We start from the raw sequence: 25,176 nt of genomic DNA, 5'->3' as shown, positions 1-25,176 counted from the left end.
GGTTTTTTTCCGGGTGCAGCGGAAAAGCAGCGTCCGGCCCGCGCAGTGAGACGCTGCAGGACGGGCGCGCCTTCACCCGCGCCCGTCCCGTCAAATAACCTTGCTACTCTTCGCCGCTCGCCTTGCGGTGTTCTTCGGTGATGGCCAGCGGGGCAGGCGCAACACCCATGGCGATTTCAATCTTGGAAATCGCAAAGAAGCTCACGGTACTGACCAGCGCGCCGAACACGATGGCCATGATGCCGTAGGGTTCACCGGCCTGCTGCCATCCGATGGCAGCCACGGACCCCAGAATGATGGAGTACAGTCCGGCGTTTACGGTGGCTTTTTCATAAATCAGCCCGAAGACGAACGCTGCGAAAGGACCGGCGGCACGCATGGTGAATGCCAGAATGAGCAGCGATATGATGGAGTAGTTACCCAGCGCGATGCCCACGGCGCACATGCCCACGAACAGGATGGCGCCCTTGCTCCATGTCATGAGCTGCTTGTCTGTGGCATCGGGGCGGATATACTTCTGAAAGACGTCTTTGGTGAACAGTGTGGACACGGCCAGCATGTTGCCGGAGGCGCTGGACATGGTTGCCGCCACCACCGATGCCAGAACCACGCCTGCGATGATGGTCGGGGCGAAATGCTGCGCGGCCGTGGGCAGCGCACTGTTGGGTTCGATACCGGGGAAGTGGGCCAGTGCCACCAGACCTATGACTGCCGGAATGAAGCCGTACAGGGCCATCAGGCAGGAGCACATGAAGGAGCCCATTTTGGCCACTTTGGCGTTACGTGCGGCAAAATACCGCTGAACCGCTTCCTGACCTGTGGAAAAGGTCATGAAGTACATAAGGATAAGTCCGAATATAGTCTTCCAGCCCACGTTGGTCAGGCTCATCTGCGAAGGAGGCAGCGTGGCCACAAGATGGTCCCACCCGCCGGAGTTGTGCAGAATGATGGGCATGGCCACAGCCATACCTACGGTGATGAAGAATATATGCACGATATCGGTAAAGGCCACCGACATGAGCCCGCCCATGAGCGTGTAGGCCGTGACCACGCAGCCGGAAAGGATGATGACCATGGGCAGGTCGGCGCCGGTTACCACATGGATGACCGACGAGGTGGCAATGACCTGCGCAGCCGTGGCAAAGAAAAGGGCGCTGATGGAAAGAAAAGTGGTTATGATATGCGATGTGCGGCCGTAACGCCGTGCCAGAATTTCAGGAACCGTGGTGGCCATGGAGCGGCGCAGATACGGGGCGACGAACGACACCAGAAAGATGCCGATACCGGCGCTGACAACGTACCATCCTGCGGAAAAACCCCATTCGCCATAGGCCTTGGCCGCAACGCCCAGGGTACTGCCGCCGCCGATTTCGGCGGCGGCGAGAGTCCCTGCCATCATAGCCGGACCAAGCTGCCGGCCTGCCAGAAGAAAATCTTCAGATTGACGGATTTTGCGTTTGGCGACCCACAGGCCGATTCCGATCATGCACGCCATATAGGCCAGAATAACATAGAATGTGCTCGTCATGGCAGGTGACTCCTCTTCTAGGCCTGCAGCAGGGCTCGGCTGATGGCCATGTAGCCGGCAACAGCCTTGTAGAGTTGATCAAGCTCGATGTACTCATCATCGGTGTGTGCCAGAGTTTCGAGCGAGGGACCGAAGCCGAAGGTTCTGATACCTGCCTCGCCGGCATAGTGACTGCCGTTGGTGCAGAAGGCATAGTGGTCTATCTGCGGGTCAAGACCGGCTGCACGCAGACCGCCCAGAACCTGCCGGACAAACTCTTCGGACTCTTCATAACGCCATGCGGGGAAAAACCGCTCGGCGCGGATGGTTTCGCCGGTGTGGCAGGGGGCCTGATCTTCAGCCAGCCCCACAGTTGCCTTGAAAGCGGAATCTTCGGCCTGCAACCGGGCAATGATGTCGCGGATGGGCTGCAGAATGGACTCTTTGGTTTCTCCCACCAGCAGGCGCCGGTCGTAGGTCACGCGGCAGCCGGAAGGCACCACCGAGGCGCCGGGGTACGGAGACGACTTGATGTCGGTAAGGGCGTTGGTACCTTTGCCCAGCACTTCCTGTTCGGGCGGGGTCAGCGCTTCCACGCAGGCCACCAGCTTCATCATTTTGTGCACGGCGTTTATGCCTTCATCGGGCGACGCGGAGTGCGCGGGTTTGCCCTCTGTCTGCAATACAATTTCAGCCCGGCCGCGCTGGGCTATTTTCAGATTCAGCTGCGATGCTTCGCCGATGACCACATAATCGGGCTTGACGGCACTGCTGATTTCGCGTGCGGCCACCCCTTCAAAGCATTCTTCGTGCACCACGCCGGCCACATAAATCTCACCGGCGAAATCACGGTTTTCCGGCTTTGCCATTTCAGCTGCCGCCACGGCCATGGCTGCCACGGCGCCTTTCATGTCCGACGTGCCGCGGCCGTACATGCGGCCGTTTTCGATCTGGGCGCCGAAAGGATCTCTGGTCCAGCGTGCGGCATCCACAGGCACAGTGTCTATATGGCCGTCAAACAGAATTCTGGGGCCGGGGCGGTTGCCTTTCACACAACCGATGATGCTGCCGTAACGGTCGACAGTCACCGAATCAAACCCGCTCGACTCCATGAAGGCCTTGAGTTCGGAAACGACACCGGCTTCCTCGCCCGAGACGCTGGGCTGCCGGATAACGGCAGCGCACAGGTCCACAACGCTTTTCTTCACTTGTTCATTCAACACGGTGATACCTTTTTATCCTTCAATTTCAGGGTAGGCGCCCTGCCAGACAATCTTGCGGTACATCACAGGGTCGGTGTCGCCTTCGGTGCTGATGACCAGCACGCGCGAGTCGCCGTCCAGTTCCAGAGCCTCGCGCACGGGAGCCATGTCGGGCATACGCATGAGGCATTCCACTATGCCGGTGGTCACTGCGCCGGATTCTCCGGAAATGACACGGGCATCTCCGGGCCGCGGGCTGGCAAGAATACGCATGCCGTTGGCGGCCACCCAGTCGGGGCATGATATGTAGCCGTCGCTGTAGTCGCGCAGAATGCTCCAGCCCACCGTGTTCGGCTCTCCGCAGGCCAGACCGGCCATCACCGTAGGCATGTCGCCGGTGACAAAGTGCGGATTGCCGTCAGCAGCGGCGGCAGAGCGGAAAATGCAGTCAGCCAGTTCCGGTTCCACCACTGCGGTTACAGGGCGGCGCTCGCCGTAGCGCTGAGCCAGCAGCCCCTGTACGCCACCGGCAAAGGACCCCACTCCCGCCTGCAGAAACACATGCGTGGGGGCTTCGCCTTCCTGCCGTTCAAACTCTTCCAGAGCTTCAAGCGCCAGCGTGGTGTATCCCTGCATGATCCAGCCGGGAATTTCCTCGTAGCCTTCCCACGCGGTATCCTGCACCATAACCCAGCCTTTTTCCTGCGAATCTTTCCATGCAAGACGCACAGCGTCATCGTAGTTCAGGTCGGTTATGCTGGCCTGTGCTCCTTCTGCGCGGATATTTTCAAGCCGCGTTACGGCGGAGCCTTTGGGCATATAGATAACGGATTTCTGTCCCATACGGTTGGCAGCCCATGCCACACCGCGGCCGTGGTTTCCGTCCGTGGCCGAAACAAACGTCACTTCACCCAGCGCTTCACGCACTTCCGCAGAGCACAGACGTTCCATGCTCATCTCGGCAATGGGCACGCCCAGACGCCGGCAGATGTGCTTGGCTATGGCATAGCCCCCGCCAAGCACCTTGAAGGCGTTCAGGCCAAAACGTTTGGATTCATCCTTAAGGTAGAAAGACGATACGCCCAGTTCTGCGGCCAGTCCTTTCAAACCGACAAGAGGAGTGGGTTCATACCCTTCAAAGGTCTTAAAGAAACCGCGGACGACTTCCGCCTCTGCGCAGGACAGAAAGCTCACGTCCACCTTGTCTGTCTGCTGTCTGGCCTTCTGGTTGGCAATAAAACGGATGTTACTCATGAAACTGCGACCTACACTTCGGCAATGAGTTCGATTTCCACAAGCGCATTCTTGGGCAGGGCGGCTACCTGCACGCAGCTGCGGGCGGGAAATGCGGTGGAGAAAAACTCCGCGTAGACGGCGTTCATCTGGGCAAACTGCGAAAGATCTTTCATAAACACGCCGGTGCGGCACACCTTGTCCAGCGAAGAACCGGCAGCTTCCAGAATGGCCTTGGCGTTGGTCAGGCTCTGTCTGGTCTGAGCTTCAATACCGTCCACCAGTTCGCCTGTGGCGGGGTCAACGGGCAGCTGGCCTGAAATATACAGGGTGTCACCTTTGAGCACGGCCTGTGAATACGGACCGATAGCTGCGGGGGCGGCATCGGTGTGTACAATCTTTTTCATGAAATCCTCCTAAAAATGTCAGTAGGTATGCCGCCCTTAAGGCAAAGAGGATGCCAAAATGAATACCTGACATTAATTTTATGTCATATCATGTAGTTACAAAAAAGAGACAGGCACGTCGCCACTGCCCGGCTTCATTGGCACTTCTCATATTGAAAAAATTTTCTCGATGTGATAATTTCTCTATAACACATTGCAACATGCTGCAATACAGACATTTTTTCACAACAAACATAGCTTTTTCAATACAGACGCCATCTGCAAACAGAAAAGCTATTATCATATCGAGAACAGAGAATGCTCGACAGCATCGCACCGGCCATAAACCGGATTGCACAGGTCATATCCATTGTCATCGGGCTGGACGTGGAGGTGGTGAACGCCGAATTTGTCCGCATTGCCGGTACGGGGCGCTATGCCGAGGGCGTGGGTACCAGCATCATAGAGGCAGGACAGGTCTACCGGACGGCACGCCGCACCGGCCGCCCCGTGTATGTGGAAAAACCCCGCTTTCATCCCATCTGTGACGGCTGCAAAAAAAAAGATACCTGCGAAGAAAAGCTCACGCTCTGCGCCCCCATCAAGATTGACGGCAAGGTGGAAGGCATCATCGGCATTATCTGCTTCAATGAAGAAGACCGGGCGCGCATACTGAAAACCCGTGATTCATTTCTCGACTTCGTGGACATGATGTCCAACATTGTCATCAGCGCCGCACGGGACCAGCAGCGCATAACCATGATGTCCAACACCGTGGACATGCTGCAGAGTGTGGTGGATGCCTATTCCGACGGGGTGTTTGTTTTTGGCCGCGACGGACAGCTGACCTATGTGAACGAACATGCCAAACGCACCATACGCCTGCCCGACCCGCCCCTGCCGGCCAACCTGACTCTGACTGCCACCGGCAACACGGTGGAAGACGCCGACGAATACGAACTGAGCTACAACGGCAAGGAACTGATGGTCATGGGCCGCACCGTGGAACTGGCCGCGCAGGACCCGCGGTTTGCACGTCTGGTCATTTTTGAACATCAGCGCGATTTCACCAGGCGCATGTCGCGGTTCACATCGCAGGCCCATTCGGACGGGCTGGGGGCCATACTGGGCAACTCGCCCGCCGTGGTGCGGCTGAAAGAACGCGTGCGCAGCATCGCCACATCATCTTCCACCGTGCTCATAGAAGGTGAAAGCGGTACCGGCAAGGAACTGTTTGCCCGTGCCATTCACAAGGAAAGCAACAGACACGACCAGCCGTTCATTGCCATCAACTGCGGGGCCATTCCTGATTCACTGCTGGAAAGCGAACTTTTCGGCTATATAAGCGGAGCCTTTACCGGTGCGCGGTCTTCCGGACGCATCGGCAAATTCGAGCTGGCCAACGGCGGGGTGCTGTTTCTGGATGAAATAAGCTCCATGCCCCTGTATCTGCAGGTCAAGCTGCTGCGCGTACTGCAGGAACGCACCATCACACGGCTGGGGTCCAACAAGCTTATCAACATAGATATCCGTGTCATTGCCGCCACCAACGACAACCTCAGCGAACTTATCGCCCACAACTCGTTCCGCAGTGACCTGTACTACCGGCTCAAGGTCATTCCTTTTGAAATCCCCCCGCTGCGCGAACGGCTGGAAGATGTGGACATGCTGACCGAACATTTCTTCCGCAAGTACGGAGAACGGTTCGGCAAAAATCTGCGCCACATAGACCCGCAGTGCATGGACATGCTTAAAAGCTACCCCTGGCCGGGCAACATCCGTGAATTTGAAAACGCCATTGAATTCATAGTCAACATGATGCCTGAAAACGGCGTGGTGACACCTGCCGTTCTTCCCCCTTTTCTGCATGCCGCGCTGCGCGGTGAAAAAAAAGAACAGCTGGATCGGCAGGACGATATCATCCCCCTGAGCGAGCTTGAACGTCAGGCCATACAGCGGGCGCTGGACCGCTTCGGTTCCACCACCGGCGGCAAAAAACTTGCAGCCGAGCGGCTGGGCATAGGGCTGGCCACACTATACCGCAAAATCCAGCTGTACGGGCTGTAGCACGCCTGCCGGATACAGGCCGCACCAGACGCGGCACAGCCTTGTGCACGCCACGCGGCTGCGGCCTGCGGCAGGACAAACCGGAACAGGTTACAGCGCCGGGGGCGGCGTACCTCCGGCCGCCCGCACAACGGCGTCGCGCAGCACTGCAAACGGCTGCGCCCCCACAATTTTACCATATCCTTCAATGAAAAAAGTCGGAGCGGCACGCACTCCCTGCCCGCGTGCGTGCCGCGCATATTCCTGCAGTACCGGTTCATATCTGCCATCCTGCACAGCCCGCATAAATTCCGCCTTGTCCAGTCCGGCAGCTGCGGCCGCACTGCCCAGCACCGCCATGTCGCCTATGTCTGCCCCGTCGGTGAAATACGCTCGGAAAACGGCCTCGTCATAGATATCTGCCCTGCCCTGCCGCGCAGCGTGTATTCCGCCCAGCAGGGCATGACGCGAGTTGCTCAAAAGCCGCTGTCCGCCGAACCTCTTGCCCAGCGGCGCCCCGCGCCGGTCCATCTCTGCCATAAAAGCCGCGGGATCAAGATCGGGAAAGTATTCCGCCAGTTCCACCCCCCGCAGCGGCGTTTCGGGATGCACTTCATATGGCAGCCACTCGGAGCTGACATTCAGTTCCGCCTGCAGTTTTTCGACAAGCCCCTTGCCGATATAGCAGAACGGTCAAATATAATCTGAAAAAATTCTGATATTTACAGGATTCATAAAGTTTCTCCGCAGTGTTTCAGGCTCCAATTTTCATGCACTGTTCTGTTGTACGGGCATGCCGTTGCCCATGCCGCCGGACGTCCGGCCATACGCGGGACACATCATGCCCCGCCTCTCAGGCCGGAGCAAGTACCCGGGAAAGTACAGGCCACATCTGCACGAAGTATGACACAAACTCTCGACAGGCTTGCACCTTTATCCTGAAGTGTGTACGGATAAATCATCGGAAAAGCGCTGCGGTTGCGTCTGCCTGCTGATCAGACTGCGCTGCTGCCCCCTGTTCCGCAGTGCTTGCTCCCGGGGTTGCCTGCCGGTGGTACCGGCGGGAGGAGGTCGTATTGCGCGCCAATGCCAGCATTGCAGGCCGTATCGGTCTTTTGCTGCTCTTTCTTATTGTCTTCGCCTCTGCCATCGGGCTCACATACACCTACTACATCAAGCTTGTGCAGTCCGATTCGCTGGCAGAGGTAAAATCGGCCACGGTGCACGGCTACGAACGAACTCTGCGCTACTCGGTGCAAAGCATGGCCGCGGCATTGTCGGACGCCATGACCAAAGCCCGTGAACGGGGCGATAATCCGGTTGATGTGCTGCGGCGCACCATCAATGCCGTGCGCTACGACAACGACGGTTATTACTTTGTCTACGACCTCAACGGCATCAACATCGTCCATCCTCTCGACCCCGCTTTTCAAGGCACCGACCGCCTGAACCACCACGACAAAGACGGCGTACCCTACATCAGCATTCTGGCATCACTGGTCCGCAGCGGCGGCGGTTATGTTTCGTACAGCTTTCACAAGCCCGGCGAAACCACGCCGCTGCCCAAACTGGCCTACGCCGAGATTATTCCCGGTACCGACTTCTGGCTGGCCACAGGCATCTACACCGACAACATCCAGAACGAACAGGAAAAGCTGGCCGCGCGTCTTGACGGGCATATCAACAAGGCCCTGATGATCGTGGGCGTGGGGGTTTTCATCACCCTTGTCTTTTTTGTACTGCCCACCAGCCTGTATATGGTCAGCGGCATTCTTAAACCGTGGCGCCAGATGGAACGCGAACTGCGTCATGCACAAAAAATGGAGGCCATCGGCATTTTTGCTGGCGGCATAGCGCATGATTTCAATAATATTCTCGGCGCCATATCGTCATGCAGCGAACTGGCACTGGAAGATACGCCGGAAGACAGCCCCGTGCGCGAAGACCTGTACCATGTGCTCAAGGCGGCACGGCGCGGTAAAAACCTTGTCAAACGCATCAAGACGTTCAGCCAGCGCACCGAACTGACCAAAACCACGGTGCAGGTACGATACACCGTACAGGAATGCATCCAGCTGCTGCAGACATTCATTCCCGCCACAGTGGAGGTCCGCCTGCGCATCAATGCGCCCACCGCGCAGGTAAAAGCCGACCCGGACCAGCTGCTGCAGGTGCTCATGAACCTGTGCACCAACGCCGAGCAGGCCATGCGCGGCATGAAAGGCCTGCTGGAAATCACACTGGACATGGAAACTCTGGACACCGGACACGCCGCCCCGCTGGAACTGCCCGCGGGACGTTATGTGGTCGTATCCGTACGCGACACGGGTACAGGCATGAAGCCGGTGGTCATGAAACACGTGTTTGAACCTTTCTACACCACACGCAAAAAAAGCGGCGGAACGGGGCTGGGACTTTCCATCACCCAAAACATCGTCCGGCTGCACGGCGGGCACATAACGGTGGACAGTGCGCCCAGCAGGGGCTCAACCTTCCGCGTGTACCTGCCCTGCAGCGGCATGGCCGAAGAAGTACAGGAAAAACAGATACGTTCCGCACTGCAGCGCGGCAATGAATCGTTGCTGATAGTGGATGACGACGATGACCTGGCCTATTCCGTGGGAAAACTGTTCACGCGGCTGGGATACAAAGTCACCAGCGTCACACGCAGCAAAGAGGCACTGGAACTTTTCAGACGAAAGCCCCATGCCTTTGATCTGGTACTTACCGACCAGATGATGCCCAACCTCACAGGCGTGGAACTGACACGCGAGCTGCTGAGCATCCGGCCGGACCTGCCCGTCATCATGTACACCGGCTTTGAAGGCACTGGGAACCTGTCGCGCTATCCCAAAGACTGGCGCAAGGTCGGGGTGGCCGCCTTTTTCTACAAACCGTTTGATACCGCGGCTCTGAGCGCGGAAATACGCACCCAGCTGGACAAGCATAAAAAGCACAGGAGCACCGCACATGCGCGTTCTGATCATTGACGACGACGAACATATGCGCCACGCGCTGGGACGCACAGTCAGACGTCTGGGATGTGAACCGGTCATGGCCGGCATGGGCGGCGAAGGCCTGCAACATGCGGAAAAAGGCGATATCGATGCCGTGTTTCTGGATGTGCGGCTGCCGGACGGCAACGGGCTTTCCTTTCTGCCCCGGCTGGCAGAAGCCCCCTCACGCCCGGAGGTCATAATCATCACCGGCGCCGGAGACCCTGACGGTGCAGAACTGGCCATTACCAACGGCGCGTGGGACTACATAGAAAAGACAGCTTCCATTCAGGATATCACGCTTACCCTCAGACGTGCGCTGGATTTCCGCCGCGAACGCATGGAATCGCGCAAGGACTGCCCCGTACGCGCCCTGCGCCGCAAAGGCATAGTGGGTGACAGCCCCGCCCTGATGCGCTGTCTTGATCTGGTTGCACAGTCGGCCCAGACCCGCGCCAACGTCCTCATCTGCGGCGAAACAGGTACCGGCAAGGAACTGTTCGCCCGCGCCATACACGAAAACAGCATGCGCTCCGACGGCCCCTTTGTGGTGGTGGACTGCGCCGGTCTGCCGGAAAATCTGGTAGAAAGTATTCTTTTCGGCCACAGCAAAGGATCATTCACCGGTGCAGAAAAAGACCGCACAGGACTGGTGCAGCGTGCCCACGGCGGAACGCTCTTTCTGGACGAGGTAGGCGAACTGCCACTGCTCATGCAGAAAAGCTTCCTGCGGGTTCTGCAGGAGCGCACCGTCCGCCCGCTGGGGTCGGCAGAGGAAGTGCCCTGCGACTTCCGGCTGGTGGCGGCGACAAACCGCGATCTGGAAGCCATGGTGCAGGCGGGAGAATTCCGCAATGATCTCCTGTTCCGCCTGCGTTCCATACTTATCGATCTGCCGCCGCTGCGCGATCGCAAAGATGATATCCCCGCCATCAGCAACAATTATCTGGACAGGGAATGCGCAAGGGCCGGCATGGACCGCAAAGGGTGCTACGCTGATTTTTTTGATGTGCTCACGCACTACAGCTGGCCGGGCAACGTGCGCGAACTGCTGCATGCGCTTGACCACGCACTGGCTGCAGCCATTACCGAACCGTACCTTTTTGCATGGCATCTGCCGCCCGCACTGCGTGCCAAAGTAGCCCGGGCCCGTGTGGCTGCCGGTCCCGGCAGCACGCCGCCGCAAGCATCGCCCCCCATGGCTGAAAACGCCGGCGCCGGGCTGCCGCTGCTGCAAGATTACCGTGAAGCGGTGCTGCAGCAGGCCGAATCAGGATACCTGCGGCGCCTCATGGCAGAAAGCGGCAACTGCGTGCGCAAAGCAGTCAGCACGTCAGGTCTTTCCCAGTCGCGGCTGTATGCCCTGTTAAAAAAACACAACATAACCACCTCATGATGTACCGGCGGCCACGCGCATATGCAGCAAACCAGCGCCGCAGAAGCCTGCTGACAGCAGGCTGTGCGCCTGCGCCGCCGCCTGTTCCGCCTCCATGCCGGCCCCGCAGCAGCCGTTTTACCCGTCCGCCCCGCACATCCGTACCACCGCAGACACGACAACCCGACAAAGGGCCGTGTCTGGCATGCTCCGGCATCCGCCTGCCGGTACACTGCATTTTCCTGCTGAACAGTAACAGCCCGTCCCCTCTCTCTACTTTCCTGCCGCACAAGAAAATTATCCTGCATGACAGGAAAAACGCATTGACCACTCAAACAGCCAAGAATGCATGCATCTGAAATATCACACTATACTAGATATAACAGACTGGCACGGCATATGCTTTTGTGTACTGCAGGCACACCCGCAGGGGCACCGGAAAAGCCCCGGCGGAGCGCACCGCCTGCGGTATCCGCAGTGCACGGGTGGCGGCCTGTTTCCGGCAGGCCTTTTCCCAGCAACGAACCTTTACCGAGGAGCAGCACATGAACTCCAGCACCGTAACGCTTCATGTTCCCCAGCGGAGCAAACTGGCAGGCAGGCTCGACTTCCTCCAGATGCTCTCGGGTGTCCTGTTGATTCTCTTCTTATGGGCGCACCTGCTGCTGGTCTCCAGCGTCATCCTGAGCCCCCGGCTGATGAACGCCATTGCATGGTTTTTCGAGGCAACATTCATGGCGCAGATAGGCGGGCCGGTCATTTTTGCGCTCATGCTTTTCCACTTCATTCTTGCCGGACGCAAGATGCCCTTCCGCACGACGGAGCAAAGAGCTTTTCTGCGGCATGCGGGCATGCTGCGGCACAAAGACACATGGATGTGGGTGGCACAGGTGGTTACGGCGCTGATCATTCTGGTCATGGCCAGCATCCATATGTACGAAGTGCTCACCGACCTGCCCATAACCGCCCAGAAAAGCGCGGCCCGCATCCAGCACGGCGGCTGGCTTTCTTTTTATCTCATTCTGCTGCCCATGGCTGAAATCCACGTAGGCGTGGGATTTTACCGCATAGGGGTGAAATACGGTTTTATCACCCGTGAAAACCGCAAATGGTATCAGCGCACCGAAAACGCCATGATGATCGGCTTCATTGCGGTGGGGCTGCTTACTCTTGTCCGCTTCATGTTCCTTGACCTCATTTAATTATTTCAGCCAGAGCAAGAGGTGTTCAATGCAAGTTATCTATACCGACGTCCTGTGCATAGGCGCCGGCCTTGCCGGTGAGCGGGTCGCCGTTGAAGCGGCCATGGCAGGATTCGATGTGGTCTGTCTTTCCATCGTTCCCCCCAGACGTTCGCACTCTTCCGCCGCTCAGGGCGGCATGCAGGCCGCTCTCGGCAATGCCATAATGGGTGACGGTGACTCCACCGATGTGCACTTTGCCGATACGGTCAAAGGCTCCGACTGGGGGTGTGATCAGGAAGTGGCCCGGCTTTTTGCCGACACAGCCCCCATCGTCATGCGCGAAATGGCTCACTGGGGCGTGCCGTGGAACCGCGTTGTGGCCGGCATGCATACTTATTACAAAGGCGGCAAACCCTTTGACGCCGAAGAAAAAAAAGAAAAACACGGTCTCATCCATGCCCGCGCCTTCGGCGGCACCGCCAAATGGCGTACCTGCTACACATCCGACGGCACAGGACACTCCGTGCTGTACACGCTGGACAACATCTGCCTGCAATACGGCGTAAACATTCATGACAGAGTACAGGCCGAAGCCATCATCCACGACGGTCAGACCTGCATGGGCTGCATTGCCCGCAGTCTGCGCACCGGCGAGCTGATAGCCTACTTCGCCTCTGCCACACTTATTGCCACCGGCGGTTACGGCCGTATCTACCGCGCCACAACCAACGCCGTCATCTGCGACGGCGGCGGACAGATAGCAGCGCTGGACACCGGCATTGTTCCCATGGGCAATATGGAAGCCGTGCAGTTTCACCCCACGGGCACCGTGCCCACCGACATTCTGGTGACCGAAGGCTGCCGCGGTGACGGCGGCACCCTGCTGGACGTCAATGAATACCGGTTCATGCCCGATTACGAACCGGAAAAAGCCGAGCTGGCCTCGCGCGACGTGGTTTCGCGCCGCATGACCGAACACATGCGCAAGGGGCTGGGGGTCAAAAGCCCCTACGGCGACCATCTGTGGCTCGACATCCGCCATCTGGGCGAAAAACACATCACCACCAACCTGCGTGAAGTGTACGACATCTGCACCAACTTCCTCGGTGTGAACCCCATCCATCAGCTTATTCCCGTGCGGCCCACCCAGCACTATTCCATGGGCGGCGTGCGTACAGACAAAGACGGTGCGGCCTACGGGCTTACGGGTCTGTTTGCCGCAGGCGAAGCCGCCTGCTGGGACATGCACGGCTTCAACCGGCTGGGCGGCAACTCGCTGGCAGAAACAGTTGTGGCCGGACGTCACATAGGCAAAAAAATCGTCGAATTCCTGCAGGGGCATTCCACCAGCTTCTCCACCGGCGCCATGCGCGATGCCGCAAACAAAATGAACCAGCGCATCAGCGACATCGCCGCCGGACGCAAGGGTAAAGAAAGCGCCGTAACCCTGCGCAACGAACTGCAGGACATCATGATGGAAGGAGTGGGTATTTTCCGCAACGCCAAAGACCTGCAGACCGCCGTGGATAAACTGACAGCACTGCATGAGCGTTCCATGAAAATAGGGCTGCAGTCCAACAGCGCCGGTTTTACGCCTGAAATGTCGCTGGCGCTGCGTGTGCCCGGCATGATCAAGCTGGCACTGTGCACCGCCTACGGCGCGCTGATGCGCACCGAAAGCCGCGGTGCCCACACCCGCGAAGACTTCCCCGAACGCAACGACCGTGACTGGCTGAACCGCACCCTTGCCTACTGGAAAGAAGGTGCCGCACTGCCCACGCTCGAATACGAGGAAGCCTCACCCTACTTTGAAATGCCTCCCGGCGAACGCGGCTACGGCGGCGGCAAGATAATCTATGCCGACATTCCCGAAGAAAAGCTGCGCAAACCCGGTGCCGCACCCACCGCCAAGTCTGAAACAACGTCCAAGAAAAAGGCCTAGGAGGGAGAGTTCATGAGTCGCAAACTTCATATAGAGGTGTTCCGGTACAATCCCGCCACCCCCGATACCAAACCTTACATGCAGTCGTTCTTCATCGACGAATTCGACTCCATGACCCTGTTCATCGCGCTGAACATCATCCGCGACCAGCACGATCCTTCCCTGCAGTTTGATTTCTGCTGCCGCGCCGGTATCTGCGGCTCGTGCGGCATGGTCATCAACGGACGTCCCGCGCTGGCCTGCCATACGCAGACCCGCGACCTGCCCGATCATATCGTGCTGCATCCTCTGCCGGTATTCAAACTGGTGGGCGACCTGTCAGTTGATACCGGCGTATGGTTCCGCGATGTGGGCACCCGCATCGAATCATGGATTCACACCCGCAAAGAGTTTGACCCCTCCGCAGAAGAAACCCGCATGGAAAATGAGCTGGCCAACCAGATATTCGAGCTGGACCGCTGCATTGAATGCGGCTGCTGCGTGGCTGCCTGCGGTACTGCCAGAATGCGCGAGGACTTCATAGGGGCCACTTCCATCAACCGCATCGCCCGCTTTTACATGGACCCGCGCGACGAACGGTCCGAAGACGACTACTACGACCTTATCGGCAATGATGCCGGTGTGTTCGGCTGCATGGGACTGCTGGCCTGCGAAGATGTCTGCCCGAAAAAAATCCCGCTGCAGGATCAGCTGGGAATCATGCGCCGCATGCTGGCGCTGAACTCCGTAAAGGGCATTCTGCCCGCTTCCGTGGTGAAAAAACTGCAAAACCACAAGGGGTGCTGCCATGAAAAGCATTAAGGCCGCCGATCTGCACGCCGCCGTGCGTGACATGATTATGGACGCCAACCGTGTGCTGGGAAAAGACGTGTACAACGCCTTTCAGACCTGCATGCAGCAAGAGACTACCGACTCCGGCAAGGAGGTACTGCGTCAGCTGCTGGAAAACGCCGATCTGGCCGCGCAAAGCGGACTGGCCCTGTGTCAGGACACAGGAGTAGCTGTTTTCTTTGTCGAAATGGGAGAAGAAGTGCGCATGGAAGGCGGCGGACTGAAAGAAACCCTCAACGCCGCCATGGTGGAAGCCTATGACAAGGCCTTTCTGCGCAAATCCATGTGCCACCCGCTGACCCGCAAAAACACCGGTGACAACACTCCCGCAGTCATCCACGTGGAACTGGTGCCCGGGGATACGCTGAAAGTCCGGTACATGGCCAAAGGCGGCGGCAGTGAAAACATGTCGCGCTGTACCATGCTTACCCCCGCACAGGGCTGGCAGGGCATCAAGGACTTTGTTGTCCGGCGTATGGCCGAAGCCGGTCCCAACCCCTGCCCCCCCACCATCGTGGGTGTGGGCATAGGCGGCACGTTCGATCTGGCGCCTTCGCTTGCCAAAGGCGCGCTGTTCCGCCGCGTGGACGATGTGCATCCCGACCCGGAAATAGCTGCCATGGAAAAAGAACTGCTGGACGAAATCAATGCGCTGGGCATCGGCCCCATGGGACTGGGCGGCAAAACCACATGCCTTGCCGTTAAAATAGCCATGCATCCCTGCCACATCGCCAGCCTGCCGCTGGCCGTCAACGTGCAGTGCCATTCTTCGCGGCACAAGGAGGTTGTATTCTAATGGCCACCTATTATCTGCAGACCCCCCTGCGCGACCAGGATACCGAACAGCTTAAAGCGGGCGATGTCGTTTTTCTGAACGGCGAAATATTCACCGCCCGCGATGCCGCACACAAGCGCATGATGGAAACGCTGGAAAAGGGCGAGGCGCTGCCTTTTGAAGCTCAGGGGGCCGTCATCTACTATGTGGGGCCCACACCTGCCCCCCCCGGCCGTCCCATCGGTTCGGCCGGTCCCACCACCAGCGGCCGCATGGACACATACACCCCCCGCATGCACAGCCTGGGCGTAAAGGCAAGCATAGGCAAGGGCAAGCGCAGTCAGGACGTAATCGATGCGCTTAAACGGCACAAGGCTGTCTACTTCGGCGCCACCGGCGGTGCCGGAGCCCTGCTTTCGCAATGCATCACCGCCGCAGAGGTGGTCGCATACGAAGAACTGGGGCCTGAAGCCATACGCCGGCTGACCGTCAAAGAGTTTCCGCTGCTGGTCATCAACGACTGTCACGGCGGCGAACTGTATGTAAAACCCGCTCTGGACCGCTAGCAAGCAGGAGGAGTTCTATCATGGCTCTGTTCACCAAGGAAGAAGCGCTGCACTATCACGAAGCCCCCCGCCACGGTAAGGTGGAGGTCATTCCCGTAAAACCGTGCCGCAACCAGAAAGACCTTTCCATGGCGTATTCGCCCGGCGTTGCCGAAGCATGCAAAGCCATCAAGGAAGACCCTTCCAAGGCCGAGATATACACCGGCAGAAGCAATCTGGTGGCTGTGGTATCCGACGGCACCGCAGTGCTCGGGCTGGGCAATATCGGCCCGCTGGCCGGAAAACCGGTCATGGAAGGCAAAGGCGTTCTTTTCAAAACATTTGCAGACATTGATGTTTTTGACATCAACCTCGACGTTTCCAGTGCCGACCAGCTCATCGGCGTGGTCAAGGCGCTGGAACCCACCTTCGGCGGTATCAACCTTGAAGATATCAAGGCGCCGGAATGCTTCTACATTGAAGATACGCTGAAAAAAGAAATGAACATACCGGTGTTTCACGACGACCAGCACGGCACGGCTGTCATTTCCGGCGCCGGCCTGCTCAACGCGCTGGAAATAACCAACCGCAAAGCCGAAAACATGAAGGTCGTCGTGGTGGGAGCCGGTGCTGCAGGCATCGCATGCGCCAAGTTCTACGTTTCGCTGGGCGTGGATCCCGCCAACATATACATGTTCGACTCACGCGGACTTATCCACAAGGGCCGTAAAGATCTGAACGAATACAAAGCTCTTTTCGCCCAGCCGTCCGATGCGGGCACTCTGGCAGAGGTGATGAAGGGCGCAGACATGTTCCTGGGGCTTTCCACCAAAAACCTTGTCTCGCAGGACATGGTGCGCTCCATGGCCAAAGACCCCGTTCTGTTTGCCATGGCCAACCCCGACCCCGAAATCACCTATCCCGATGCCAAGCAGGCAAGCCCCAACTGCATCATGGGTACAGGGCGCTCCGACTTCCCCAATCAGGTCAACAACGTATCTGGGTTCCCCTACATCTTCCGCGGGGCGCTGGATGTGGGTGCCACCGAAATCAACGAAGAAATGAAAGTGGCGGCAGCCCGTTCGCTGGCAGCGCTGGCCAAAGAACCCGTACCTTCGGAGATATGCGACATGTACGGCGTGAAGGAACTGACCTTCGGCGTCGACTATGTCATCCCCAAGCCTCTCGATCCCAGAGTTCTTGTCTGGGAAACCCCCGCTGTTGCCAAGGCAGCCATGGACTCCGGCGTGGCCAGAAAGCCCATCGCCGACATGGAAGCCTACAAAAAGCAGCTCACCACCCGCTTCGATGAGTCGCGCAAGCGTATTGCGCGTGTTGTCGACAGCTACGGTCTTTAAGCTCCCGGTTTAGGCTGTCCGCCATATCTGCCGACATTGCGGACACTTAAACGGCCATCCCGCGCCTGCCGCGGGATGGCCCTCTCCCCTTGCGCGCTTTAAACCCCGGCGTACGCCGGATCTGCAGGAGGACACAATGATCAAACGCGTGCTGCCCGTACTCGGCCTTACGGCTCTTATTCTGGCTGTCACCGCCGGTGCCGCCTTCGCGGCCACGGCCGGCGGCCACGACCTGACCAAGGCATATCTCACTCTGGCAATTCTGGGGGTTGCCGCAGTACTTTTCTTTACCGAGGTAATTCCGCTGCCCATAACGGCCATGCTGGTTCCGGTCAGCCTGTCCATTTTTGACATTGTTCCGGCCAAAGCGGCCTTTGCCAACTTCGGGAACAGCTGGGTCGTCATATTCATGGCCATGTTCATTGTTGGTGAATCCACGTTCATAACCGGATTTGCCGATAAGGTCGGCAAAATGACCGTACGGCTTTCCAAAGGCAGCGAAGTGCGCCTGCTCATTTTCTCCATGGTTTCCGTGGGAGTGCTTTCCGCCTTTCTCAGCAACACGGGAACCACCGTCGTGGCCATACCCATGATCATGGGCATGTGCGCAAGCGCGGGTATACGCCCCGGCAAAATACTTATGCCTGTGGCCTTTGCCGCCAGTCTGGGCGGCACCATGACGCTGGTGGGCACACCGCCCAACGGACTCATTAACTCCGTACTGGAAAAAATGGGCCCCGCCGGCATCCACCCCTTCGGCTTTTTCGAATTCGCCAAGTTCGGCATCATCCTGTTCATCGCCGGCATTGCCTACTATGCGCTTATCGGACACAAACTGCTGCCCGATTCCGACGCCAGCTGCCACATGGACGATGAAGAGATAGAGCGCCCCAAACGGCCGGAAAAAATGATCTGGTCGCTGCTTATCTTTGCCTTTGTGGTGGTGGCCATGGCCACCAAGTTTCTGCCGCTGGTCACTGCAGCCGTGCTGGGTGCCTGTCTGGTGGTCATAACCGGCTGCATGACCATGCGAGAAGCCTTCCGCAGTGTGGACTGGGTGACCATATTCCTTTTCGCGGGCATGCTTTCCATGAGTACCGCCATGGACAAATCAGGCGCTGCGGCACTTATAGCCGAAAGCGTTGTGCAGCATGTGAGCAACCCTTACGGCATCATGTTCGTCACGTGTCTGCTTACCGTCTGCATAACAAACTTCATGTCCAACACCGCTACTGCAGCCCTCATGGCTCCGCTGGCCATTCCCATAGCCATGCAGAGCGGCATCAGCCCCCTGCCGCTGGCCATGGGCATAGCCATGTCGGCTTCGGCATGCTTTCTCACCCCCGTGGCAACACCGCCCAACACCATCGTACTGGGGCCGGGCAAATATTCGTTTCTCGACTATGTAAAGGCAGGATGGCCGCTGCAGATTATCAGCCTGCTTCTCAGCGTGGCCATCATCCCTCTTATCTGGCCTTTCTAACAGACTGAAGACAGGGCGGAAAAAGCCATGAGCAACATGATACTGAAAAAAGAGCAGCTCATTCCCGGCCAGACCAGCAAACTGGTCATAGACGCGCCGCATATTGCCGCCAAAGCGGAACCGGGCAGCTTTATCATACTGCGCGTCTGTGAACACGGAGAGCGCATACCCCTGACCATAGCAGACACCGACCGCGAAAAAGGCACCATCACCATCGTGTATCTGGTGCTGGGCAAAAGCACTGCCCTGCTGGAAGAACTGAATGAAGGCGACAGCATTCTTGACCTGTGCGGGCCGCTGGGGCGGCCCACACACATCTCTTCCGGAGGCACCGTGATCTGCGTGGGCGGCGGCACCGGTATTGCCGCCATGCATCACATAGCAAAAGGCCATCACAACGCGGGCAACCATGTGGTGGCCATCATCGGGGCGCGCAACAAGGAACTGCTGCTGTTTGAAAACGAACTCAAAGCCTTTGCGCCGGAGGTGCTCGTCTCGACGGATGACGGCAGCTACGGGCACAAAGGGCTGGTCACCGACCTGCTGCGCCGCCGGTTAGAGCAGGACAATAACGTGATAGAGGTTGTGGCCGTGGGCCCCGTTCCCATGATGGAAGCCGTGGCGGCAACCACCAGACCCTTCGGCGTAAAGACTACCGTCAGCCTGAACTCCATAATGGTGGACGGCATAGGCATGTGCGGCGCGTGCAGGGTGACCGTCGGCAACGAAACCCGCTTTGCCTGCGTGGACGGGCCGGAATTTGACGGCCATCAGGTGGACTTTGCCGAACTGCGGCAACGCCTGAACGCTTTCCGTCCGCTTGAGCGCGAATCCTATGACCATCACTGCAGGTGCAAATGCCATGAAAGCAAGTAAAAAGCCCGTCAGACCCAGAGTACCCATGCCCGTGCAGCCGCCCGAAGAGCGGATACGCAATTTTGACGAAGTAGCAACGGGTTACACGCTGGAAATGGCCGCAGAAGAAGCCGCGCGCTGTCTGCAGTGCAAAAAACCAAAATGTGTCAAAGGCTGTCCTGTGGAAGTGCCCATTCCGCAATTTATCGCGCATCTGGCGGCGGGCGACATAGACGCGGCCTACCGCACCCTGAAAAGCACCAACAGTCTGCCGGCAGTCTGCGGACGGGTGTGCCCGCAGGAGGTGCAATGCGAAGGCGAATGCATCCTGACAGCCAAAGGGCAGCCGGTGGCCATAGGCCGTCTGGAACGGTTTGTGGCAGACGAATACATGCACCGCGATGCCTGCGGGCTTATTTCCGGCAAGCCGGAATGCCCGCTGATTGATCCGCACAAAAAGGTTGCCTGCATCGGCAGCGGACCGGCCAGCCTGACAGCTGCCGGATATCTGGCGGCCAGAGGCTGCAAGGTGACCGTGTTTGAGGCTCTGCACGAACTGGGCGGGGTGCTGGTCTACGGTATTCCGGAATTCCGACTGCCCAAAGAAAAAATAGTAGCCAAAGAAGTGAATGCCCTGCGCGAACTGGAAGTGGACTTTGTCCGTAACCGTGTGGGTGGCAAGACATTCTCCATAGGCGAACTGTTCGCACAGGGGTACAGGGCGGTCTTCATCGGCGTAGGAGCCGGTCTTCCCAGATTTCTGGGTATTCCCGGTGAAAATCTCAACGGGGTTTTTTCCGCCAATGAATACCTCACACGGGTCAATCTGGGACGGGCATACAGCTTTCCCGACTATGACACACCCATCATCCGCGGACGCCGTGTTACCGTTTTCGGGGGCGGCAACGTAGCCATGGACGCGGCCCGTACAGCTCTGCGGCTGGGTGCGGATTCTGTGCACATCGTCTACAGGCGCACCGTGGCCGAAATGCCCGCCCGCCATGAAGAAGTGGAACACGCCATGGAAGAAGGCGTGAAAATGCAGGAGCTGTGCGCTCCCATTGCGTTTGTGCCCGATGCGGAGGGCTGCCTGAGTGGTGTACGCCTGCAGCAGATGCAGCTGGGAGAGCCTGATCAGTCCGGCAGGCGGCGTCCGGTGCCGGTGGAGGGAAGCGAACTGCTTCTGCCCACGGATCTGGCCGTCATTGCGGTGGGAACCCGCTCCAATCCGGTACTGCTGGAGGCCGAACCGGAGCTTGACCTGAACAGATGGGGCTACATCAGCATAAACAGCGACACAGGCGAAACCAGCATACCCGACGTGTTTGCCGGCGGCGACATAGTCACCGGCGCAGCCACCGTGATACTGGCCATGGGCGCAGGACGCACAGCCGCCAAGGAAATTGCCCGCAGGCTCGGTTGTCAGCCCGACGACTAGCCCTCACGCCCCTGCCCGCTGCCGCCACGTCCAGCCCGGCGGCAGCGGGTCCGGTGCGGGGCAGACGGCAGCACCGGCGGCTCCCTCTGGCACCGGCAGATGTACTCTGCATTCTGAGCGGTGGCGGGTCTTTCTTGCAGCTTCTGTCACGTACAGGCTTGCCACCTTGCCCTTTTACGGTTAGTATAAAAGCAATTTATCCGGCCACGCCTGTGTGCGTGGCCCTTTTTTCAATAAACAGACCGTGTAATCACCCATGACCGGCAACATGACGCACACCACCATGCATATTTCTCCCACCATTGCTGTACCGCGGCTCTTCCGCCGCACGGGTACCTGATTACACACGTCCTTCTTATCGTACATCCGAAAGGGGGCGTTTCGTACGCCCCCTTTTTTATTGTCTGCCCGTCAGGGCGCAGGCAGTGCAAAATCATATATTCAAACACCGGAGTCACACATGAACAATGCCCCCGCCATCACAATTACCGCGCAGGATGCAGAACGTCTGGAATCGCTGCTGGACAGCCTTTCCCCTGATGCCTTTCCCCAGCTTGAAGTGCTGGAAAGAGAACTGGAACGGGCAATCATCGTCGAGCCGGAAAAAATTCCGCCTACTGTGGTAACCATGAACTCTGTGGTTAGATTCAAATTGCGCCCTTCGGGGGCGGTGCATCGTCTTAAACTGGTGTACCCGCGGCACTCCGCCGCCGAAGGAGAAACGGTATCCATCCTTGCCCCCGTGGGCAGCGCGCTGCTGGGATTGGCCGAAGGCGACGAGATAACGTGGCCCAACGCCAGCGGCGGCACACTGCAACTGGTGGTCGACCATATTGAATACCAGCCCGAACGATCAGGAAATTTTGAATTATAACCGGCACGTCAGGCCGCCCTCCGTATAACCGGACGGGCGGCCGTTTACGGCGGCGCATCATAAAAGGACCCGTAATGGTACAACTTCTGCCTAAAGAAACCGAAGAACTGCAACCGACAGACATCCTGTTCCAGACCCCGTACTGGGCGCAGGTCAAATCTTCTCTCGGACTTACTCCACAAGCATATGACGTTTTTTCATCCGGCCCGTGGGGCGACGTGCTGGTTTTGCTGAAAACAGTGGGAGACCACAAGGTCGCGCTGGTGCCTCAGGGGCCGGAAGTTGCTCCGCAGGCTGATGACTACGGCACCTTTCTGGAAAACCTCTCCCTTTCGCTTTCTGAATGCCTGCCCCCCGATCTGGCTTTCATACGCTATGACCTGCCATGGAAGTCGCTGTATGCCGACGAAATGCAGGAACAGGGCTGGAACGCCTTTCCGGAGCCGCGGTTGCGGGAAATGCGCATGAACATAGGCACACAGCACTGGAATTTCCGTAAATCATTTGAGGATATGACAGTTGCCAGCTCGCTTGTGGTGGATATAAACCGCAGCGAGGATGCCATTATGACAGGCATGAAGCCCAAAACACGCTACAATATCCGGCTGGCACAGCGCAAAGGGGTTACCGTGCAGCAGGGGTCACTGGAAAACCTGCGCGATTTTCACAACCTTTATTGCCAGACAGCACAGCGTAACGGATTCAGCAGTTGCGATCTTGAACACTTTTCAGCCATGTTCCGGTGCCGCCTGTCCGCCCCCGGCCATTCCGAGCTGCTGTTCCTCATCGCCCGGCACGGAGCGGACATCCTTGCGGGCGCCATTATCGGTATTTCCGGCACCGCCGCCAACTTTCTGTACGGTGCGTCGGCCAACATCAAACGCAATCTGATGGCCTCAAGCCTGATGCACTGGGAAGGCATACGCCGTTCACGCAGCCTTGGCTGCACTACTTATGAAATGGGCGCGGTACCACCCGGCCACGATCCGGCGCACCCTTTTCATGGCCTTTACAGGTTCAAGACCGGATTCGGCGGCACCATTGAACTGCGCAGCGGTACATGGGACTACCCTGTCAATGAAAACGCCTACCGCAACATATGCAACGCGGAAAGCCTGTACAGAGAGCACTGATCAGACACAGGAGCGGACATACGGCGGGTCTGCGCGCGGACATGCCCCGACAATCCCCTGTGCCCGCACGACAAAGCCGCACCTGACGGTCAGGTGCGGCTTTTATATAATCGGAAAACTGCCGGTACAACCCGGCCACCGCGGCAGGCTGCATGCACAACAGTGTCTGCCGCCGCTGTATTCAATAGTTTTTAAAAAAACCATCGGGGCTCATTCAGCTTCTATACCAGAGCCTCAAAAGTAATCACGTTTCCTGAAGCAGCGTCGCCGGACTCCCGCAGAAAAGGGGTTCCGTAGTCAAGCGTGACGGATATGTTCTTGAACCCCGCCTGAATCAACAAACTTTGAAACTCGAAAACACCCCAGAAGCGGAGCATGAAAACGTCCATCTCGGAAGATACCAGCTGCCCTGATCTCCAGTGCTCATATTTCAACAGAGAAACCGTGGTCTGATGCAGGTAGCTTGTCCGCACTCTCGACTCTGTCAAAGTCAGTATCTCATCACCGAGATTCCACATCCGTGTTTCAGGCCCCGGGTCTACCATGCAGGCCAGTGAATCCGTATCAATGATCACTTTGCCGGACGATGACAGGCACCCCTTCAGACGCTTGAGGAACATCAGGCATTCATCCGGCGAGGTAATTAACTGAATGGACCCCGCGGGTATCACGGCGGCAGAAAACTTCTCACTATAGCAAAAATCATCAAAGCGTTGCATGCTGACATTATCAGCCAGATTTCTGATTGAAATCTCCTGCTTGCAAATATCCAGCATATGAGAAGAGGCATCGAACCCGTAGACTGTGTGGCCGGCTTCAAGCAACGGAATCAGAAACCGTCCATTACCGACAGCAGGCTCCAGAACAGGCCCGCAAACACCGTCAAGACGATCAAGGTAAAACTCGACATCGCCGAACGAGCGGCCCACGGGCTTGTCTGCGTGATACACCATGGCGGCCAGTGCGCCGTATTTATTCTGCACAACAATACTCCTGCTGTTCAGGCAGACAATGTCCGGCACTTGCCCGCCCGAAGCTCTTCTTACAACTATACGATTTGATGATCAGATTTCCCCGTTCCGCCGGAAAGACCGCAGGAGGCACTGACCTGCCGGAGTGAGCGGAGAGTTTCAGCCCATCACCAGACGGCCTAAAAAAAAGCACTCCACAACATGCGCGAACCTACAATAAAAAGAAGTCCGGCAAATATCCTTCTGAGCTTGTCCACAGGCAATGAGTGCGCCAGCTTTGCCCCCAAAGGGGCTGTCAGCACACTCATGCAGATAATACCAAGAAAAGCAGGAAGATAAACATACCCGAGATGAGGACCGGGAATGCCGGCTACATTCCAGCCCGTAAAAACATACCCCGCAGTACCTGTAAGAGCTATGGGCATGCCTATGGCCGCAGCCGTGGCAATGGCAGTATGCATGGTCTGGTTGCACCATGACAGAAAAGGCACGGTCAGCGTGCCCCCGCCGATACCGGCAAGAGCTGAAAAAACACCAATGCCCCCGCCCGCTGCAAAAACGCCCGCAGCGCCGGGCAGTTCGCGGGAACTGGCAGGCTTGAGGTTAAGAAGCATCTGCGCGGCCACATAATAAAGGAAAAACCCGAAAAACGCCTTGAGAAAAACCGTAGATAACAGGGATGCCACCCAGGCCCCGAGGTAGGTGCCGCACACAATGCCCGGAGCAAGACGCCAGAATGCATTGTAATTTATGGTGCCTCTTTTGTGGTGCGCGCGCATGCTGGAAAGAGACGTAAAAATCATCGTCGCCATGGACGTGCCCAATGCTATATGCTGCAGATGCTGTTCCGGAAAGTTCTGTAGCTCGAAAGCGATATTAAGCATGGGAACTATAACAAGTCCGCCGCCGATGCCAAGCAGCCCTGCAAGAATACCGGCAACGGCACCCAGCGTTATATAAATCAGATACGTTGTTATCATTTCTTCACCTACATTGCTGTCACTGCAATGCTCCGTATTCTGTTATCAGAAAGCAGCAGGAG

The 25,176-nt window shown here is 57.8% G+C and carries 21 protein-coding genes; 14 read left to right on the top strand and 7 right to left on the bottom strand.

Going from position 1 to position 25,176, the window contains the following annotated elements:
- Window positions 1–103: 103 nt before the first annotated feature.
- Genes H586_RS0110745 through H586_RS0110730 form a run of 4 tightly spaced genes read right to left on the bottom strand, consistent with a single transcriptional unit; the run spans window position 104 to window position 4,349 of the window.
- On the bottom strand, window positions 104–1,528 hold the full coding sequence (locus H586_RS0110745; RefSeq protein ID WP_011367268.1) for a sodium:solute symporter family protein: 1,425 nt from the start codon (window positions 1,526–1,528) through the stop codon (window positions 104–106).
- Between the two features lie 17 nt (window positions 1,529–1,545).
- On the bottom strand, window positions 1,546–2,730 hold the full coding sequence (locus H586_RS0110740; protein WP_011367267.1) for a YgeY family selenium metabolism-linked hydrolase: 1,185 nt from the start codon (window positions 2,728–2,730) through the stop codon (window positions 1,546–1,548).
- A gap of 12 nt (window positions 2,731–2,742) precedes the next feature.
- The gene (gene dpaL, locus H586_RS0110735) at window positions 2,743–3,963 is read right to left on the bottom strand and encodes a diaminopropionate ammonia-lyase (protein WP_011367266.1); all 1,221 of its coding nucleotides are present in this window, start codon (window positions 3,961–3,963) and stop codon (window positions 2,743–2,745) included.
- An 11-nt stretch (window positions 3,964–3,974) separates the two neighbouring features.
- A complete protein-coding gene (locus H586_RS0110730; protein WP_027182022.1) occupies window positions 3,975–4,349 on the bottom strand; it encodes a RidA family protein in 375 nt (124 codons plus the stop codon).
- Between the two features lie 297 nt (window positions 4,350–4,646).
- On the opposite strand from H586_RS0110730, the gene H586_RS0110725 reads away from it, so the two are divergent.
- Window positions 4,647–6,395, top strand: coding sequence for a sigma-54 interaction domain-containing protein (locus H586_RS0110725; RefSeq protein ID WP_011367264.1), 1,749 nt, complete (start codon window positions 4,647–4,649; stop codon window positions 6,393–6,395).
- Between the two features lie 90 nt (window positions 6,396–6,485).
- On the opposite strand, the gene H586_RS0110720 is transcribed toward H586_RS0110725, so the two are convergent.
- Window positions 6,486–7,055 (bottom strand): DsbA family oxidoreductase, encoded by a 570-nt coding sequence (locus H586_RS0110720; protein WP_081701827.1) that lies wholly within the window; start codon window positions 7,053–7,055, stop codon window positions 6,486–6,488.
- Window positions 7,056–7,450: 395 nt separating this feature from the next.
- On the opposite strand from H586_RS0110720, the gene H586_RS20140 reads away from it, so the two are divergent.
- The 13 genes from H586_RS20140 (at window position 7,451) to H586_RS0110645 (ending at window position 23,163) form a co-directional block, all read left to right on the top strand.
- Window positions 7,451–9,364, top strand: a complete 1,914-nt coding sequence (locus H586_RS20140) for an ATP-binding protein (RefSeq protein WP_051363986.1) — start codon at window positions 7,451–7,453, stop codon at window positions 9,362–9,364.
- Complete coding sequence (locus H586_RS0110705) at window positions 9,345–10,766, top strand: sigma-54-dependent transcriptional regulator (protein WP_027182019.1); 1,422 nt, start codon at window positions 9,345–9,347, stop codon at window positions 10,764–10,766. Before H586_RS20140 ends, H586_RS0110705 begins: the two co-directional genes overlap by 20 nt.
- A 524-nt stretch (window positions 10,767–11,290) precedes the next feature.
- Window positions 11,291–11,947, top strand: a complete 657-nt coding sequence (locus tag H586_RS0110695) for a fumarate reductase cytochrome b subunit (RefSeq protein WP_011367260.1) — start codon at window positions 11,291–11,293, stop codon at window positions 11,945–11,947.
- Between the two features lie 28 nt (window positions 11,948–11,975).
- Window positions 11,976–13,871 (top strand): fumarate reductase flavoprotein subunit, encoded by a 1,896-nt coding sequence (locus H586_RS0110690; RefSeq protein ID WP_011367259.1) that lies wholly within the window; start codon window positions 11,976–11,978, stop codon window positions 13,869–13,871.
- Window positions 13,872–13,883: 12 nt separating this feature from the next.
- A complete protein-coding gene (locus tag H586_RS0110685) occupies window positions 13,884–14,672 on the top strand; it encodes a fumarate reductase iron-sulfur subunit (RefSeq protein WP_011367258.1) in 789 nt (262 codons plus the stop codon).
- Window positions 14,659–15,498 carry a fumarate hydratase gene (locus H586_RS0110680; RefSeq protein WP_027182018.1) on the top strand — a complete coding sequence of 280 codons (840 nt, stop codon included), beginning with the start codon at window positions 14,659–14,661 and terminating at the stop codon, window positions 15,496–15,498. The genes H586_RS0110685 and H586_RS0110680 overlap by 14 nt, the downstream gene beginning before the upstream one ends.
- Complete coding sequence (locus H586_RS0110675; protein ID WP_011367256.1) at window positions 15,498–16,043, top strand: Fe-S-containing hydro-lyase; 546 nt, start codon at window positions 15,498–15,500, stop codon at window positions 16,041–16,043. Before H586_RS0110680 ends, H586_RS0110675 begins: the two co-directional genes overlap by 1 nt.
- 20 nt (window positions 16,044–16,063) lie before the next feature.
- Complete coding sequence (locus H586_RS0110670) at window positions 16,064–17,380, top strand: malic enzyme-like NAD(P)-binding protein (RefSeq protein ID WP_011367255.1); 1,317 nt, start codon at window positions 16,064–16,066, stop codon at window positions 17,378–17,380.
- A 136-nt stretch (window positions 17,381–17,516) separates the two neighbouring features.
- Window positions 17,517–18,863 (top strand): SLC13 family permease, encoded by a 1,347-nt coding sequence (locus H586_RS0110665; RefSeq protein WP_011367254.1) that lies wholly within the window; start codon window positions 17,517–17,519, stop codon window positions 18,861–18,863.
- Window positions 18,864–18,890: 27 nt separating this feature from the next.
- Complete coding sequence (locus H586_RS0110660) at window positions 18,891–19,739, top strand: sulfide/dihydroorotate dehydrogenase-like FAD/NAD-binding protein (RefSeq protein WP_011367253.1); 849 nt, start codon at window positions 18,891–18,893, stop codon at window positions 19,737–19,739.
- Window positions 19,726–21,156: an NADPH-dependent glutamate synthase gene (gene gltA, locus H586_RS0110655; RefSeq protein ID WP_011367252.1), complete on the top strand. Its 1,431-nt coding sequence runs from the start codon at window positions 19,726–19,728 to the stop codon at window positions 21,154–21,156. The genes H586_RS0110660 and gltA overlap by 14 nt, the downstream gene beginning before the upstream one ends.
- Before the next feature lie 460 nt (window positions 21,157–21,616).
- Window positions 21,617–22,030, top strand: coding sequence for a nucleoside diphosphate kinase regulator (gene rnk, locus H586_RS0110650; RefSeq protein ID WP_027182016.1), 414 nt, complete (start codon window positions 21,617–21,619; stop codon window positions 22,028–22,030).
- Window positions 22,031–22,104: 74 nt separating this feature from the next.
- Window positions 22,105–23,163: a lipid II:glycine glycyltransferase FemX gene (locus H586_RS0110645; RefSeq protein ID WP_027182015.1), complete on the top strand. Its 1,059-nt coding sequence runs from the start codon at window positions 22,105–22,107 to the stop codon at window positions 23,161–23,163.
- A 221-nt stretch (window positions 23,164–23,384) separates the two neighbouring features.
- Here the strand turns inward: H586_RS0110645 and H586_RS0110640 are convergent, their stop codons facing one another.
- Both H586_RS0110640 and H586_RS0110635 read right to left on the bottom strand, forming a co-directional pair.
- Window positions 23,385–24,146 (bottom strand): class I SAM-dependent methyltransferase, encoded by a 762-nt coding sequence (locus H586_RS0110640; protein ID WP_051363985.1) that lies wholly within the window; start codon window positions 24,144–24,146, stop codon window positions 23,385–23,387.
- Between the two features lie 167 nt (window positions 24,147–24,313).
- Window positions 24,314–25,114 carry a sulfite exporter TauE/SafE family protein gene (locus tag H586_RS0110635; protein WP_011367248.1) on the bottom strand — a complete coding sequence of 267 codons (801 nt, stop codon included), beginning with the start codon at window positions 25,112–25,114 and terminating at the stop codon, window positions 24,314–24,316.
- Window positions 25,115–25,176 lie beyond the last annotated feature (62 nt).

This window comes from Oleidesulfovibrio alaskensis DSM 16109 (assembly GCF_000482745.1).
GTDB lineage: Bacteria > Desulfobacterota > Desulfovibrionia > Desulfovibrionales > Desulfovibrionaceae > Oleidesulfovibrio > Oleidesulfovibrio alaskensis.
Note: the sequence above shows the minus strand (reverse complement) of the source record. Positions and strands in the feature narration are given on the sequence as shown.

Excerpts from the sequence above, each read along its gene's own strand:
- H586_RS0110690 (WP_011367259.1), top strand. The coding sequence starts at position 11,976 with ATGCAAGTTATCTATACCGACGTCCTGTGCATAGGCGCCGGCCTTGCC.
- H586_RS0110660 (WP_011367253.1), top strand. The coding sequence starts at position 18,891 with ATGAGCAACATGATACTGAAAAAAGAGCAGCTCATTCCCGGCCAGACC.
- H586_RS0110725 (WP_011367264.1), top strand. The coding sequence starts at position 4,647 with ATGCTCGACAGCATCGCACCGGCCATAAACCGGATTGCACAGGTCATA.
- H586_RS0110670 (WP_011367255.1), top strand. The coding sequence starts at position 16,064 with ATGGCTCTGTTCACCAAGGAAGAAGCGCTGCACTATCACGAAGCCCCC.
- H586_RS0110645 (WP_027182015.1), top strand. The coding sequence starts at position 22,105 with ATGGTACAACTTCTGCCTAAAGAAACCGAAGAACTGCAACCGACAGAC.
- H586_RS0110665 (WP_011367254.1), top strand. The coding sequence starts at position 17,517 with ATGATCAAACGCGTGCTGCCCGTACTCGGCCTTACGGCTCTTATTCTG.
- gltA (WP_011367252.1), top strand. The coding sequence starts at position 19,726 with ATGAAAGCAAGTAAAAAGCCCGTCAGACCCAGAGTACCCATGCCCGTG.
- H586_RS0110705 (WP_027182019.1), top strand. The coding sequence starts at position 9,345 with ATGCGCGTTCTGATCATTGACGACGACGAACATATGCGCCACGCGCTG.
- H586_RS0110680 (WP_027182018.1), top strand. The coding sequence starts at position 14,659 with ATGAAAAGCATTAAGGCCGCCGATCTGCACGCCGCCGTGCGTGACATG.
- H586_RS0110695 (WP_011367260.1), top strand. The coding sequence starts at position 11,291 with ATGAACTCCAGCACCGTAACGCTTCATGTTCCCCAGCGGAGCAAACTG.
- H586_RS0110730 (WP_027182022.1), bottom strand. The coding sequence starts at position 4,349 with ATGAAAAAGATTGTACACACCGATGCCGCCCCCGCAGCTATCGGTCCG.
- H586_RS0110675 (WP_011367256.1), top strand. The coding sequence starts at position 15,498 with ATGGCCACCTATTATCTGCAGACCCCCCTGCGCGACCAGGATACCGAA.
- H586_RS0110745 (WP_011367268.1), bottom strand. The coding sequence starts at position 1,528 with ATGACGAGCACATTCTATGTTATTCTGGCCTATATGGCGTGCATGATC.
- dpaL (WP_011367266.1), bottom strand. The coding sequence starts at position 3,963 with ATGAGTAACATCCGTTTTATTGCCAACCAGAAGGCCAGACAGCAGACA.
- H586_RS0110685 (WP_011367258.1), top strand. The coding sequence starts at position 13,884 with ATGAGTCGCAAACTTCATATAGAGGTGTTCCGGTACAATCCCGCCACC.
- H586_RS0110635 (WP_011367248.1), bottom strand. The coding sequence starts at position 25,114 with ATGATAACAACGTATCTGATTTATATAACGCTGGGTGCCGTTGCCGGT.
- rnk (WP_027182016.1), top strand. The coding sequence starts at position 21,617 with ATGAACAATGCCCCCGCCATCACAATTACCGCGCAGGATGCAGAACGT.